Origin of the sequence: Pseudomonas sp. B21-048, assembly GCF_024748615.1 — a bacterium.
GTDB lineage: Bacteria > Pseudomonadota > Gammaproteobacteria > Pseudomonadales > Pseudomonadaceae > Aquipseudomonas.
The window spans coordinates 5,424,727-5,439,240 of record NZ_CP087168.1 but is presented as its reverse complement, the minus strand read 5'-3'; the positions used below and the strand labels follow the sequence as shown (position 1 = coordinate 5,439,240).

15 protein-coding genes and 1 pseudogene are annotated in these 14,514 nt (G+C 59.7%); 8 read left to right on the top strand and 8 right to left on the bottom strand.

The window, feature by feature from the left end; genetic code table 11:
- Positions 1-118: 118 nt before the first annotated feature.
- Positions 119-577: an Rsd/AlgQ family anti-sigma factor gene (locus LOY56_RS25585; protein ID WP_007899333.1), complete on the top strand. Its 459-nt coding sequence runs from the start codon at positions 119-121 to the stop codon at positions 575-577.
- A 70-nt stretch (positions 578-647) separates the two neighbouring features.
- Here the strand turns inward: LOY56_RS25585 and LOY56_RS25580 are convergent, their stop codons facing one another.
- Positions 648-1,313 carry an FKBP-type peptidyl-prolyl cis-trans isomerase gene (locus LOY56_RS25580; protein ID WP_258618086.1) on the bottom strand — a complete coding sequence of 222 codons (666 nt, stop codon included), beginning with the start codon at positions 1,311-1,313 and terminating at the stop codon, positions 648-650.
- Positions 1,314-1,505: 192 nt separating this feature from the next.
- On the opposite strand from LOY56_RS25580, the gene LOY56_RS25575 reads away from it, so the two are divergent.
- Entirely contained in the window at positions 1,506-2,597 is a 1,092-nt protein-coding gene (locus LOY56_RS25575) for an AlgP family protein (protein WP_258618085.1), read from the top strand.
- Here the strand turns inward: LOY56_RS25575 and LOY56_RS25570 are convergent.
- Entirely contained in the window at positions 2,594-3,058 is a 465-nt protein-coding gene (locus LOY56_RS25570) for a TIGR02444 family protein (RefSeq protein ID WP_258618079.1), read from the bottom strand. The genes LOY56_RS25575 and LOY56_RS25570 overlap by 4 nt on opposite strands.
- Before the next feature lie 50 nt (positions 3,059-3,108).
- On the opposite strand from LOY56_RS25570, the gene LOY56_RS25565 reads away from it, so the two are divergent.
- From LOY56_RS25565 to LOY56_RS25555, 3 genes are all read left to right on the top strand, one after another.
- A complete protein-coding gene (locus LOY56_RS25565; protein ID WP_258618076.1) occupies positions 3,109-5,019 on the top strand; it encodes an ATP-binding cassette domain-containing protein in 1,911 nt (636 codons plus the stop codon).
- Positions 5,019-5,600, top strand: coding sequence for a mechanosensitive ion channel family protein (locus LOY56_RS25560; protein ID WP_258618073.1), 582 nt, complete (start codon positions 5,019-5,021; stop codon positions 5,598-5,600). The genes LOY56_RS25565 and LOY56_RS25560 overlap by 1 nt, the downstream gene beginning before the upstream one ends.
- Before the next feature lie 148 nt (positions 5,601-5,748).
- Entirely contained in the window at positions 5,749-6,381 is a 633-nt protein-coding gene (locus LOY56_RS25555; protein WP_258618071.1) for a LysE family transporter, read from the top strand.
- Between the two features lie 158 nt (positions 6,382-6,539).
- Here LOY56_RS25555 and LOY56_RS25550 read toward each other — a convergent pair whose 3' ends face one another.
- Genes LOY56_RS25550 through LOY56_RS25535 form a run of 4 tightly spaced genes read right to left on the bottom strand, consistent with a single transcriptional unit; the run spans position 6,540 to position 9,695 of the window.
- Positions 6,540-7,283, bottom strand: coding sequence for a penicillin-binding protein activator LpoB (locus tag LOY56_RS25550; RefSeq protein ID WP_258618070.1), 744 nt, complete (start codon positions 7,281-7,283; stop codon positions 6,540-6,542).
- Between the two features lie 3 nt (positions 7,284-7,286).
- The gene (lpoB, locus tag LOY56_RS25545) at positions 7,287-7,874 is read right to left on the bottom strand and encodes a penicillin-binding protein activator LpoB (RefSeq protein ID WP_007899345.1); all 588 of its coding nucleotides are present in this window, start codon (positions 7,872-7,874) and stop codon (positions 7,287-7,289) included.
- 39 nt (positions 7,875-7,913) lie between these two features.
- A complete protein-coding gene (locus LOY56_RS25540) occupies positions 7,914-8,285 on the bottom strand; it encodes a YcfL family protein (RefSeq protein WP_007899347.1) in 372 nt (123 codons plus the stop codon).
- Positions 8,286-8,300: 15 nt separating this feature from the next.
- A complete protein-coding gene (locus LOY56_RS25535) occupies positions 8,301-9,695 on the bottom strand; it encodes a COG3014 family protein (protein ID WP_258618068.1) in 1,395 nt (464 codons plus the stop codon).
- 327 nt (positions 9,696-10,022) lie between these two features.
- On the opposite strand from LOY56_RS25535, the gene LOY56_RS25530 reads away from it, so the two are divergent.
- Positions 10,023-11,921, top strand: a complete 1,899-nt coding sequence (locus LOY56_RS25530) for an FTR1 family protein (protein WP_258618066.1) — start codon at positions 10,023-10,025, stop codon at positions 11,919-11,921.
- Positions 11,922-11,998: 77 nt separating this feature from the next.
- Positions 11,999-12,451 (top strand): YaiI/YqxD family protein, encoded by a 453-nt coding sequence (locus tag LOY56_RS25525; RefSeq protein WP_258618065.1) that lies wholly within the window; start codon positions 11,999-12,001, stop codon positions 12,449-12,451.
- A gap of 113 nt (positions 12,452-12,564) precedes the next feature.
- On the opposite strand, the gene elbB is transcribed toward LOY56_RS25525, so the two are convergent.
- Positions 12,565-13,233: an isoprenoid biosynthesis glyoxalase ElbB gene (elbB, locus tag LOY56_RS25520; RefSeq protein ID WP_258618064.1), complete on the bottom strand. Its 669-nt coding sequence runs from the start codon at positions 13,231-13,233 to the stop codon at positions 12,565-12,567.
- A 61-nt stretch (positions 13,234-13,294) separates the two neighbouring features.
- Here elbB and LOY56_RS25515 point away from each other — a divergent pair.
- A pseudogene (locus LOY56_RS25515) lies at positions 13,295-13,791 on the top strand (sterol desaturase family protein); the annotation flags it as partial.
- Here the strand turns inward: LOY56_RS25515 and LOY56_RS25510 are convergent.
- On the bottom strand, positions 13,694-14,326 hold the full coding sequence (locus LOY56_RS25510; protein WP_258618063.1) for a DedA family protein: 633 nt from the start codon (positions 14,324-14,326) through the stop codon (positions 13,694-13,696). The pseudogene LOY56_RS25515 and the gene LOY56_RS25510 sit on opposite strands and share 98 nt — an antisense overlap.
- Positions 14,327-14,514: the final 188 nt, after the last annotated feature.

Here is a 14,514-nt window from a genome sequence, read left to right as displayed (position 1 = left end):
GCCCGCACGTGTCATTGGATTTATGTTGCTCGAATGACGCTCTGCCTGGTCGATTCTTGATCCTCAAGTGTGCGACAGGTGTAGAGCAGCATGACCCACAAGGGAAGAGAGAATCACCATGCTTGAAAGTTGTCAGAATGCTCAGGAACGCTGGGGTGGAGTGCATCTGCTGATCGATCGCTGGTTGCAGGAGCGTCACGAACTGGTTCGGGCCTATGACGCTCTCGGCGCCAAGCCAGAAGCTTTGGGCGAGAACCGAAAACCGTTGCAGGAATTCTGCGGTGTGCTGGTCGACTACGTGTCTGCCGGGCATTTCGAGATTTACGAACAGCTGACCGGCGAAGCCAAGGCGTTCGGTGATACTCGCGGTCTGGAGTTGGCCGAGACGATTTACCCGCGCATCGACGTCATCACCGAGAAGCTGCTGGCGTTCAACGACCTGTGTGATGCAGGCAAATGTGTCGCGGAGAAATTCAAGGAGCTGGGAGGCTTGTTGCATGAACGCTTCGAACTGGAAGATTGCCTGATCGAAGTGTTGCATACCGCCCACAAGGAAGAAGATTCGGTTCAGGCCTGAACCTTGCGCAAGACCCTTCCCAAGAAACCAGAAACGGTGCGCAATGCGCGCCGTTTTTCGTTTCCGGCTTTCAGCTTGTAGCACCGCGCAATTCGACTTCGAATACCAGCGGCGTGAACGGCGCGATCACGTCACCGGCACCGTCGGCGCCATAGGCTTGGGCCGATGGAATGACCAGGCGCCATTTTGCGCCAACCGGCATGTTTTGCAGCGCATTGCGCCAGCCCGCGATCACACTGTCCAGACTGAACCACTGCGGTTGACTGTTCTGGTCGAACACTGAGCCATCTGGCAAGCGTCCGATATACAGCACCTGAACCCTGCCATTCGGTCCTGCCTTGGCACCGGTGCCCGGCGCCAGTTCTGTCAGCAATATTCCATCTGTCAGTTCGCGAACGCCGGGTTTGGCTTTTTCCTCAGCAAGAAAACGTTGCTCATTTTCCAAAGCCAATTCGCTTTGCGGCACAGGCGATTGCATGGCAATTCGGGCTTCATGCTCGGACAGTATCTGTTCAATCCGCTCATCTCTCAGGGCCAGCGGCTTGCCTTGATACGCTTGCTGCAAACCTTCGAGCAATGCCTGAAGTTGCAGGTCCGGAGCTTCCTGGCGCAAGCGTTCGCCAAGGCTTGCGCCCAAGCTGTAAGCGAGATCGTGAGCGTCATTTACGGCAGTTTTTTCGCCGGCCTGAGCCACGGAAAAACACACGAACAGCGATAAAAAAAGGTAACGCGACATAGGCACTCTCCGACCTGAGATGCGCAGGATTATGCCAGTGTGGATGCACTCGAAGGTGAACTGGTTTTGTGCTGGCGCCGAACATTTTTGCGCCGTTGCAACAGAGCGCTTGCAATACTGTCAACATGCCCTAGCGGCGGTAGCAGCAGAGGTCTAGTATGAGCCGCATTAACGCCAGCCAGGAGGTAAACCATGTCGGCCACCAAGAAGCCTGTAAATACTCCGTTGCACTTACTCCAACAACTCTCGGGCAGCTTGCTTGAGCATTTGGAAAACGCTTGTTCCCAAGCCCTGGCTGACGCTGAAAAACTGCTCGCCAAACTGGAAAAGCAGCGCGGAAAAGCGCAGGAAAAGTTGCACAAATCCCGCACCAAATTGCAGGACGCTGCGGCGGCCGGCAAAGCCAAGGCACAGGCCAAGGCCAAAGACGCGGTGAAAGAACTTGAGGGTCTGCTCGACGCCCTCAAGGATCGTCAGTCCGAAACTCGCAGCTACATCCTGCAACTCAAACGCGACGCTCAAGAAAGCCTGAAACTGGCCCAGGGTGTCGGTCGTGTCCAAGAGGCTGTCGGCAAGGCGTTGTCCCTGCGTGCGGCCAAGCCAGCTGCAGCACCTGCGAAGAAAGCGGCGGCCAAACCGGCTGCTGCAAAAGCGCCGGCCAAGCCTGCTGCCAAAACTCCGGTGAAAGCCGCAGCCAAGCCAGCCGCAAAACCTGCGGCGAAAAAACCAGTTGCTGGCAGCGCTGCAAAACCGGCGGCTAAAACGACGGCTGCAAAACCTGCCGCCAAGCCAGTTGCTGCCAAAACAGCTGCGGCTAAACCGGCAGCAAGAACCACGGCTGCCAAACCCGCCGCGGCGAAAACTGCAGCGGCAAAACCAGCGGCTAAATCTGCTGCCAAACCAGCCGCTAGAACTGCCGCCGCGAAACCGGCTGCCAAGCTTGCCGCCAAACCCGCCGCGAAACCGGCTGCCAAAACGGCTGCCAAAACGGCTGCTGCGAAACCGGCTGCCGCTGCCAAGCCAGCCACTGCTGCCAAACCAGCCACCGCAAAACCGGCTGCAAAACCAGTAGCCAAAACCGCAGCCAAGACAGCAGCAAAACCGGCCGTGAAAAAGCCAGTCGTCGCTGCCAAGCCGGCTGCTGCGCCAGCGATCAAGCCAGCAACTCCGGCCCCGGTCTCCTCGGCTTCGCCCGCGCCTGCAGCAACCACCTCGACCACCACGTCTGCGCCAACGCCAGCCGCGTCGTCGAGCACCGGCACCACCCCAACCAGCGCTTCCTAAGTGCCGGTTACCGCGACGCGCAACTGATGCAGCGCGTCGCGGTTCAGGTTGGCGGCGCCTGCCGCCACACCTTCGAGCCAGGCCGTTCGTTCGGTCTCCTCACACTGCGGCCAACTCTGTGCCAATCGTTCCAGCCGTGACAAGAGATGTCGTTCGGCTTCCAACTCCAGTGATTTTACTTGTTCGCGCAAATCATCCAGCCCGGCATCCTCGCTAGCGCCGGCTTTCCATTGCAGGCGCAAGGCGCGCAACGGTTGCACGACATCCGCGTCCCAAGGCCCGGCGACATCACGAAGCAGTTGCAAGCGTTGTTTGTTGCAGGTGACTCCACGTTCTTCCAGCCACAACCCGCACAGCAGCAGGCACACATTCACGCCTGCCGACTGCAATTGCAGGCACGCACCTTCTACTCCGCGACGGGAGTAAGTGATAACGGAAAAGCTCCACAGGTCAGAGGACATAGTGCTACTCGCGCCAGTTGCGAGCGAAGCTGGTAGACTCCGCCGCCATTATGATTCGACTTCAGAACCTGACTTTACAGCGTGGCCCGCAACGTCTGCTAGAAGACGCCGAGCTGACCCTGCACGCCGGCCACAAAGCCGGCCTCATCGGTGCCAACGGCGCCGGCAAATCGAGCCTGTTCGCCTTGATCCGGGGCGAACTGCACCCCGACTCGGGTGATTGCTTCCTGCCGGCCGACTGGCGCATCGCCCACATGCGCCAGGAAATCGAGACGCTCGAACGCATCGCGGTCGACTACGTGCTCGATGGTGACCTGCGCCTGCGCGAGGTGCAACGCGACCTCGCCGCAGCCGAAGCGGCCCATGACGGTGCCGCTCAGGCCCGCTTGCACTCGGAACTCGATAGCGCCGACGGCTACACCGCCGATGCCCGGGCTCGAAAGCTGCTGGCCGGCCTTGGGTTCACCAATGAGCAGATGGATCGGCAAGTAGGAGATTTCTCCGGTGGCTGGAGGATGCGTCTGAACCTGGCGCAGGCTTTGATGTGCCCCTCGGACCTGTTGCTGCTCGACGAACCGACCAACCACTTGGACCTCGATGCCATCATCTGGCTCGAAGAGTGGCTTAAAAGCTACCCCGGCACCTTGATGCTGATTTCCCACGACCGGGACTTCCTCGATGCCGTGGTCGATCACGTAGCCCATGTCGATCAACGCAAGATCACCCTGTATCGCGGTGGTTATAGCGCTTTCGAGCGCGCCCGTGCCGAACGTCTGGCCCAGCAACAACAGGCTTACGAGAAGCAACAGGCGCAACGTGCGCACATGGAAAGCTACATCGCCCGCTTCAAGGCCCAGGCCACCAAGGCCCGTCAGGCCCAGAGCCGGATCAAGGCGCTGGAGCGGATGGAAGAGTTGTCCGCCGCGCACGTCGATTCGCCGTTCGACTTCGTCTTCCGTGAATCGACGAAAATTTCCAGCCCGTTGATCGATCTGTCGGATGCCCGACTGGGTTACGGCGACAAAGCCGTGCTGGAGAAGGTCAAGCTACAACTGACCCCAGGCGCGCGGATCGGCTTGCTCGGCCCCAACGGCGCGGGTAAATCGACCCTGATCAAAAACCTCGCCGGTGAGCTTGAGCCGTTGGCCGGTCGCCTGACGCGCGGTGAAAACACCGTCGTTGGCTACTTCGCCCAGCATCAGCTCGATTCCCTCGACGCCAAGGCCAGTCCGTTGCTGCACTTGCAGCGCCTGGCGCCGACCGAGCGTGAGCAGACCCTGCGCGACTTCCTCGGTGGTTTCGATTTCCGCGGCGCGCGTATCGATGAGCCGGTACTGAATTTCTCCGGCGGTGAGAAGGCGCGTCTGGCCTTGGCATTGATCGCTTGGGATCGACCGAACTTGTTGCTGCTCGACGAACCGACCAACCACCTGGATCTGGAAATGCGTCTGGCGCTGACCATGGCGTTGCAGGAGTTCAGTGGCGCGGTACTGGTGGTCTCCCACGATCGTCATCTGCTCAAAAGCACCACCGATAATTTCTATCTGGTGGCAGACGGCAAGGTCGAGGAGTTCGACGGCGACCTGGAAGACTACGCCCGTTGGCTGGTCGACTACCGTCAACGCAATGCCCCGGTCAGCAATACCCCGGTCAATCCGGACAAGACTGACAAGAAGGCTCAGCGCCAGGCCGCTGCCGCATTGCGTCAGCAGTTGGCACCGCACAAGCGCGAGGCCGACAAGCTTGAAGCCGAACTGGGCAAGCTGCACGAGAAACTGGCGAAGATCGATACCAGCCTTGGCGACAGCGACATTTACGAGCCGATGCGCAAGAACGATTTGCGTGATCTGCTGGCTGAACAAGCCAAGCTGAAGGTGCGTGAAGCCGAACTGGAAGAAGCCTGGATGGAAGCGCTGGAACTGCTGGAAAGCATGCAGGCGGAGCTGGAGGCACTGTCCTGATGGAAGCCTTCAAGCTGCCTTTACCGGCTGGGTGGGGCGAGCCGCTCTGGCTGGTCATGCAAATCCTGCTGATCCTGCTGGCCGGTTATATCGCCCAGCGGGTGGTCGCTAAATGTCTGACTCGTCTGGGTGAGCGCTACCCGTTTCCGCCACAGTTTTTCATGCCACTGCGCGGCGGTTTGCGCTGGCTGATCATGGGCAGTGCGCTGATTTTTGTGCTGGAGCGTCTTGGCGTGTCGGCCACTGTGCTCTGGACCGCATTGTCCGGTTTCGTAGCGGTAGCGGCGGTGGCGTTCTTCGCCATGTGGAGCGTGCTGTCCAATCTGCTGTGCGCGATCCTGATCTTCACCGTCGGCCCGTTCCGCATCGGCGATGTGGTCGAGTTGGTGGACACCACCGACAAGCCCGGCGTCAAAGGCCGGGTGGTGGCGATCAATCTGCTCTATACCACGCTGATCGAAGCCGAAGAACTCGGCACCGGCAGCGCCATGGTGCAAGTGCCCAATAGCCTGTTCTTCCAGCGCTCGGTTCGGCGTTGGCGTGGTACGGATGTGTTTCCGTCCAGCGGGTTTGAAAAATAGGCTCTGAATTCCTGCATCGATCTCGCGATGAGGCCTTACAGCCGTAAACGCTGGTCGGCAGTCGCTCTGTCCGACAAAAAATCGGTAGTCATCGGCCCAAAGGCGCATTAGCTTAGACGTCTGTCACGAGTCTGAGTCGAGGTGTGCGATGGTGCTTCAAACATGGCTGGCGTTTTTTGCCGCCTGCTGGGTGATCAGTCTTTCTCCCGGTGCTGGCGCCATTGCGTCGATGTCCAGCGGTTTGCGCTACGGTTTCTGGCGCGGTTACTGGAACGCCCTGGGCCTGCAATTGGGCCTGGCGTTGCAGATTGCGATTGTTGCTGCCGGTGTCGGTGCGATCCTCGCGGCCTCCGCCACGGCTTTCTATGCGATCAAATGGTTTGGCGTGGCCTACCTGGTCTACCTCGCGGTCAAGCAATGGCGCGCGCTGCCCAACGAGATGAACGACGATGCTGCCATCCGGCAGATCGGTAAGCCGATGGCGCTGGTGTTTCGCGGTTTTCTGGTGAACGTCAGCAACCCCAAGGCCCTGGTGTTCATGCTCGCGGTGCTGCCGCAATTCATCGACCCCCACGTGCCGCTGGTGGCCCAGTACCTGATCCTCGGCGTGACCATGATCTGTGTCGACCTGATCGTCATGGCTGGTTACACCGGGCTGGCGGCCAAGGTGCTGCGTTTGCTGCGCACACCCAAGCAGCAAAAACGCATGAACCGCACCTTTGCCGGGCTGTTCATCGGCGCGGCGGCGTTCATGGCGACCCTGCGCAAAGCCGCGGTGTAAAACCTTCAGGCACAAAAAAGGCGACTCTTACAGGTCGCCTGATCGTTCCCATGCTCTGCGTGGGAATGCCTCAACGGAGGCTCCGCGTTCGGCTCTTTGGGACGCAAAGCGTCCCTGGCTGCATTCCCACACAGAGCATGGGAACGATCAAAGCCTGCTCAGTGCAGAATCACCGGTGCCGTATCCCGTGGCAGGTTATTGCGCAGCGGCGCTTGCCCCGGCTGCTCATAGCCACCGCCACCGAGCTGTTGGCTCAATTGCCCAGCCACATCCTCGCCCAACGCCTTGGACACATCACGCACCACCCGTGGGCGGTTCAGCGAAATCTTGATATCCCGGCCATTCACCAGTTTGGTGTCCTGACCTTCGCCCATCGCTGTGAAGGCCGAGGTGATTTCAAAGGTCTTGGTGTTGATCAGACTGAAATCCGCCACCAGCGTCAGCCCCAGCACCGCCGAATAGCTGTCGGTGTTGGCCAGTTCGTTCATGTCGCGGGTGAAGTCGATGTCTGACACGGTGCCGAACAGCACGTAGTCGGCACCCTTGAAGCTACCGGCCTTGATGCGCTTGATCACGTCATACACGTCACCTTTGGACGATGCCGTGTAAGGCGTGCCCTGCACCAACTGAAACATGCCGGTGCGAAGAATCTCGCCCTTGATGTCGCCGGTGAATTTACGCAGCTCACCTTGCTCGATGTAGCTGCTGGTTGCTTCGTACTCTTCGTAACTGGACGAACCACTGGCGCTGTAATAGCTCTGGCTGTGGTTGCTCTGGGCCGAAACAGTGTGGACGTATTGCTCCACCCGTTCCTGATACGCCAGGTCCGCTACGGCGACTTTCGGGGCCGCTTGCACGCTGAACGCGCAAGCCAGGGCCATCATGCCAATCCATGTGCGCATCGATTAACGCTCCGTGGTTTTGCGGATCTCTTTTTCGTCCATCCATTCGGCCAGACCGCTTTCAACGTCGATCAATTGCAGGCTGAACTTGTAGAAGACATCCTTGTAATCGCTGCTGCGCTTGACGATCGAGCTGATCGAACCTTCGATGCGATACTGGGCTGCGATCATGTTGCCAGTCTTGGCAACGGTGCTTTTCTTGTACAGGCCGCTCTGGTTTTGCAACTTCAGCTGGTCAACCTGGCTTTGCATGGCGGTGTTATCGCTGGCGAAGCGGGCGACGCCGGTCTTCATCAACTGGGTCTTGATGCTGGTGGTGATTTCGCGGGTATCGATGTACTCGCTGGTCTTGTTCTTCACGTCGTAAACCTGAACCACCGGACGGCCTTGCAGGATGCCGGACTGCGCCAGGGAGCGGGTCATGGATTCGGCGATCATCTGCAGGTCGGTGGAGCCGAACTCGTTGGTCACGGTTTCCACGGCTTTGGTGTCGCCGTAGCTGATGTTTTTGCTGCCCAAGGTTGGCGAAGTGTTGGCGCAACCGCTGGCCAGAAGGGCGATGACGGCGATGAACGAAAAGCGTGCAAACATGGGAATGCTCTCTAGAACTGAACGAATAGGGTGTGGGGCTTAAGGCGTTTTGATTTCGAGACGGAAATCCACGGCTTTGGCGGTTGGCGCAATGGCCTGGATGAAACTGGTCTGCTCGCCGTACATCATCTGGCTTTTCCAGGTTTCTTCCTCGGCAACCGGGAAACCTTCAGGGCCGAGCCAGGCAAAACGGTAGTAGAACGTCTTGTTGTTGTAGCTGGTGTTGCTCAGCTGCGCATTGACCGTCATGAAGCCGTTTTCCCGGGCCACGCGCATGGCACCGACCACGATGTTCTTGAGCTTGCCCATGGCCACGACCTTGCTGGCAGCGCTGCCTGGCTCAGGTGGTGGCGGGGTGGCGCAGCCGGCCAGCAAGGCCAGGGCGACGACAGCGATGAATTTGAAACGCATGCAAAGACTCCGTTCTTAAGGTTGTTTGAGGCTGGCCACGGTGGTCGGGTTGGCGCTCGGGATCACGTGCGCCGCCACGCCGCTGGCGAATACTTGATTGCCCACGGCGCGCAGGGTGATGACCTGAAAGCGCTGATCGACAGTGACCTTGATCACCGAGCCGCCCACGGCGCTCGGCAGCGAGACATGGTGCTCGCCTTTCTTCAAGCGCAGACGCACTACCTGAGTGTTGTCCGGCAGCGTACGCCACGTACGGGTATCGGCACCTTCGAGCACGGCTGAAGTGATGCCGACCGCAAGACCCGCCAACGGGTTGGTTTCGTTGATCTGCTTCTGTGCCACGCCACGGGTGATCGCCCGCACGGTGGTGCGCAGGATGATGCCCGGCATGTCATCACGCAGCGCGCGACGGGACATGGCGGTGGTGCTGTTGAGTTGAGTCAGGTTCAGTTGCTGACCGTCCACGCCAATCTGGGCGAAGGTGGCGGTAGAGGTATCCGGTTTGATGATCGGGAACGACAGCGGCGTGATCACCACGTTGTTGCTGATTGGCAACGGCAACGGAATGCGGATCGAGTCGCGGGATGGCGCCAGACCGCTTTGCACGACGATCAGGATGTCGCTGTCCTCATCCTTGGCGGGTTTGTCGAGACTCACCAGCGCCTGTTCCAGCAGCGGTGTGTTCGGACGCAGTTCGGCGGCCTTGCGATAACCCGGCGCCGCCAGATCTTTCTCGCCCAGGGCTTCATAAACGAAGCCGGCCAGATAATGGCTGAACGCGCTCTGGTAGCTGTTTTTCAGGCTGACCACGTCTGGCGCGTCGAGGCTGGCCACCGGGTAACCCTGAAGATCCTTGTACTGGGTTTTGACGCCTTCTTTCTCGGCTTGCTCTTCGCTCTTGAGGTATTCCTTGTCGCGCAGCTCGGCGATCACCGCTTCACGCTCGTGGGTCTTCTTGATCGCGGTGCGCGCCCCATCGAAGTCGTTCATCGCCAGCAGGTTGAGGGCCATCTGAGTCGTCAGCAGAACTTTTTCGTAGTCATAACCTTCGTAACGACGGACCTTGTCGTTGACCAGGAAACTGCCGAACTGGGCCAGGTATTTGTCGGTGTCGAGCTTGACCGCGTCTTCCCACTTTCCCACTACCTGATCGGCGCGGGTCCAGGCGTTCTGGCTGCCGGACAAATCGCCCTTGGCGCGCAGCAGTTCACCCTTCTCGAAGTAATAGAGCAGGTCTTTGTCGGCACCCGTGTTGTTTTTTTCCAACAGAGTCAACGCGGCGTCGACGTTGCCGGAAGCCAGTTGCTGATTGGTTTGTGCAAGTTCCGAATCGTAGTTACGAAAGGCCGAGCAGCCGGAAAGTAACATGACAGCGCTGAGCGCGATCAAGGTGGGGGCGCGGAATGCCATAGGGGTACGTCTTCCCTGAATAAAAGCAGCCGCGTGCTGGTCGGGCTGTTGGGACCCATCGACAGAACGGTTGGCGTCCTGCCAATTCCTCATAAAAAAAGGAGCATAAATGCCATATCGCAATAACGACGGCGCGGCATTATAAACAGGGATGCTGGCTATGTAATGGCTTTTTGGCGTCATATTTGAAGGGTTGTGCCATTATTTATTGCAACGGGAGTTCAATGCGGCGGCTGGTCAATACAAAAACCAAACACAACAAAGCTTGAGTGAAACTCATTGGAAGTGAACAATGTGTTACTTCGTATTTCCATTTGAGATTTATTCATGACTGGCTCCTCTCGTTTTCTGGCGTGGCTCCTGCTGCCGATGATCGCGCTCTGCGGCTTCAATGCGCTGGCCGAAACCACAGAAGGTGCGCCCAAGGCCCTGCATTTGCTCGATTACATTGGCGCCGATTACCCGGCGACGGTCGAGGCGGGCAAAGTCATCGATGAGTCTGAATACCGCGAGCAGCAGGAATTCTTGAAGGTGTTGCAAGGTTTGATCGCCGATTTACCGGCCAAACCCGAGCGCGCAGAACTGGAACAGGGGGTCAGCAGCCTTCGCGCTGCGATCGCCGCACGCAAGGACGGCGCGGATGTTGCCCGTCAGGCGCGGCAACTGGGGGCAAAACTGGCAGTGACCTACGAGGTCAGCCAGGCCCCGGTCATCACCCCGGACCCGACCCGCGGCGCACCGCTGTATGCCCAGCAATGCTCGGTGTGTCATGGCGACGCGGGCGCCGGTGATGGCCCGGCAGGCGTCGGCATGACGCCGCCGCCGGCCAATCTGCGCGATGCCGTGCGACTGGACCGTCTGAGCCTCTACGCGATCTACAACACACTGGGCATGGGCGTCGAAGGCACCGACATGCCGGCTTTCGCCGATCAGCTGGATGATCGCCAGCGTTGGGACCTGGCGACCTACATCGCCAGCTTCAGCGCCGATCCGGCCACGGCAACGTCCGAGAAAACCTACAACATCGCCGACCTGGCGCGTCAGACACCCGCCGAAGTGCAGGCCGCCGAAGGTCCGCAAGCCGCCGCGACCTTCCGCGCGCAACGAGCGCAACCGCCGCAGGTCAAGCGTGGCCCGGGGCAGTTGCTGGATTACACCGCAGCCACCTTGGACAAAAGCATCTCAGCCTACCGCGCCGGCGATCACGATCAGGCCTACGACCTGTCGGTGGCCGCGTACCTGGAAGGCTTCGAGTTGGTCGAAAGTTCTCTGGACAATGTCGATGCCAACGTGCGCAAAGACACCGAGAAGTCCCTGATGGCTTACCGTCAGTCGTTGCAGGATGGTTTGCCGGTGGCCCAGGCCGAGCAGCGTCTGGAGACGGTCAAGGCCAAGTTGAAAGAGTCCGCTGGCCTGCTCGGCAGCGATGGCTTGAGCTGGTCGCTGAGCTACATTTCTGGCCTGTTGATTCTGTTGCGAGAAGGCCTGGAAGCGATTCTGGTGCTCGCGGCGATCCTCGCATTCCTGCGCAACACCGGTCAGCAATCGGCGGTGCGCAGCGTCAATATCGGTTGGGGCCTGGCGCTGCTGGCCGGGTTGGCGACCTGGGCGGTGGCGGCGTATGTGATCGACGTCAGCGGTGCCCAGCGTGAACTGCTGGAAGGCGCGACGGCGTTGTTTGCCAGTGTCATGGTGCTCTGGCTTGGCGTGTGGATGCATGACCGTCGCCACGCAGCGGCCTGGCAGGATTACATCAAGAGCAGCCTGGTGAGCGGCGGCGGGCGTTTCGGGTTTGCGATCCTGGCATTCTTCTCGGTGTATCGCGAGCTGTTCGAAGTGATCCTGTTTTACGAAACCCTGTGGTTGCAGGCAGGGCCAGCAGGGCACAACGCCGTAATGGCGGGCGGGGCGACGGCGCTGGTATTGCTGATCGGTCTGGCCTGGGTGATTCTGCGCGGTTCGGCGAAACTGCCGCTGGCGTTGTTCTTCGGCATCAATGCCGGGCTGCTGTGCGCGTTGTCGGTGGTGTTTGCCGGCCATGGTGTGAAGGCGTTGCAGGAAGCCGGGGTCTTCGGCACGCGGCCAGTGCCGTTCTTTGATTTCGACTGGCTGGGGATCCACGCTGATGCCTATTCGCTGAGTGCTCAGGCCGTGGCGATCATTGCAATCATCGTGCTGTACAGCCGTAGCCGGATGGCTGAGAAGCGGCGGGTGTCGGTTTCCTGATCGAGTGATCCTTTAAAAGATCGTCCGAACGCGGCCCGAGCCTTCGGACGATCTTTTGCTTTCAAGAGGTGAAAAACATGCGCGTGTGGATCGATGCCGACGCCTGCCCGCGGGCAGCCAAGGATCTGGTGGTGAAGTTCGCCCTCAAACGCCAGTTCGAAGTGGTGCTGGTGGCCGGTCAGCCGCAGATCAAACCGGGCCTCGCCCTGGTGAAGCTGATCGTGGTGCCCAGCGGTCCGGATGCCGCCGATGATTACCTGGTGGAATACGCGGTGCCGGGTGAACTGGTGATTTGCAGCGATGTGCCGCTGGCGGACCGGCTGGTAAAGAAGGGCGTAGCGGCGCTGGATCCACGGGGCAAGGAGTTCGATGCGCAGAACATGGGGGATCGATTGGCGGTGCGTAACCTGTTCACCGATCTGCGCGAGCAGGGCCAGATGAGTGGTGGACCGGCCCCGTTTGGCGAGCGTGAGAAGCAGGCGTTCGCCAATGCGCTGGATCGGATACTCACGCGGCTGTCGCGTAGGTAATGATCGTTCCCACGCTCTGCGTGGGAATGCCTCAATGGACGCTCTGCGTCCGCTTTGGGACGCAGAGCGTCCCGGGCTGCATTCCCACGCAGAGCGTGGGAACGATCACAGTGTTATTCGTCGTTTTCGTGGGTCAGTTCCAGCACCCGGTCGACCAGTTTATTGATGCCGGAAGCGGCCTCGCTGATCGATTGCGCCAGCATGTACGCCGGAGTGCTCACCAGCTTGCGCGCCTTGTCTTCGACGATGTCGGTCACTGCGCACTCGGCATGGGTGGCGCCCATCTTGTTCATCGCGGCGGCGGTTTCGGCATCGTTGCCGATGGTGCAAGTCACACCCGGGCCGTAGATCTTGGCCGCCAGGGCCGGTGAGATGCAGATCAGCCCCACCGGTTTGCCGGCTTCGGCGAACGCTTCGGTCAACGCCAGGACGTCAGCCTGAACGCTGCAACCGGCGCCGTCGACGGCAAAGTTCGACAGGTTCTTGGCCGATCCAAATCCGCCAGGAACGATCAGCGCATCGAAGTCTTCGACGCTGGCCTCGCGGATGTCCTTGATGTTGCCCCGAGCGATTCGCGCCGACTCCACCAGCACGTTGCGCGCCTCGGGCATTTCTTCGCCGGTCAGGTGGTTGATCACCTGCAATTGCGAGATATCGGGTGCGAAACACTGCACCTGGGCACCGCGCTGATCCAGCCGCAGCAGAGTGATCACGCTTTCGTGGATCTCGGCGCCGTCGTACACGCCGCAGCCGGAAAGGATCACTGCAATTTTTTTGCTCATGGGCTTTTCTCCAGATTCATGGCGTTAAATGTCCACTAATTTGTCACTCGTTGCCATAGGGTTTATGGATCGCAACTACAGTGGGGTGTTCATTATTTGGGGCCGTCTGTTCGGCTCGTTCCAGGAAGAGGACGACAACGAACCGGTGATTTTCGGCATGACCACACTGCTGGCGAGCTGGAACCCGTAGGGGCGAACGTGCAGTTCCATGTGCCGCTGTGGGACGGCGCCCGGCGCGCCGAAAGCGGGTGGGACGCGCTGCGGATCGGGTTCATTCGCACCGGTTGGTGGCCGGCGGAGGTGGCGACCCAATATCCGATGAACAAACCGGACCTGAGCCAGTTCCGCAAATTCGAGGCGCCAATGGTCGGGCCATGGCCGGGCAGCGTGGTGGGCTGGGTGGGGCTGCTCAGCTACAGCCTGCTCAGCGGAATCGGTCTCTACTGTTGTAGAAACCGCTTCACTCGATGGGCGTCGTCGGTTCGCTGGACTTGGCCTGTTCGGCTTTCAATGCCTGCTCGTCGGCGTAGATCTGCTTTGCCAGGCGGGCATTCTTGAAGCGCCGCCGCAGCCACAGAACAAAGCCCAGTATCAGCAGGGCGCCCAGCACCCACAGCTCGTATTTCTTGATACTGCCCAGCATGCCTTCGAGCACCGCGCCGAAGTGATAAGAGGCTGCGGCCAGCGCCGTGGCCCAGATCGCGGCGCCAATCCCGTTGAGTAGCAGATAACGTCCCGGCGGATAGCCCGACAGCCCGATCGCCACTGGCATCACGGTGCGCAGGCCATAGACAAAACGGAAGCTCAACACCCAGATGTCCGGGTGCTTGCGGATATGTTCCAGCGCCCGATCACCCATCAGTTGCCAGCGCGGTTTACGTGCGAGCAATTTGCGCCCGTGCTTGCGCCCCAGGAAGTACCACAGCTGATCGCCGGCATAACTGCCGAAGAACGCCACGACGACTACCAGATTGATGTCCATGTATCCGCGGAACGCGAGGAAGCCTGCGAGCACCAGAATGGTTTCGCCTTCGAAAAACGTGCCGAGGAACAGGGCAAAGTAGCCGAAGTCATGCAGAAATTGTTGGAGCATTGTCTGGGTGCTGGCGAAATGAACGCGCAGCCTAACCCCTCGGACACATTCAGGAAAGTGTCAAAATGTGTCTCGACGTGAACATTTCCTACAAGGACAATGGAATGCGGCTACCTGTCACAGGGGGCACGGGTGTCTCGTCCTGAAGTCAGGTTCAAGCCGCCACTGCAGTTGAACAGTGACTTCAA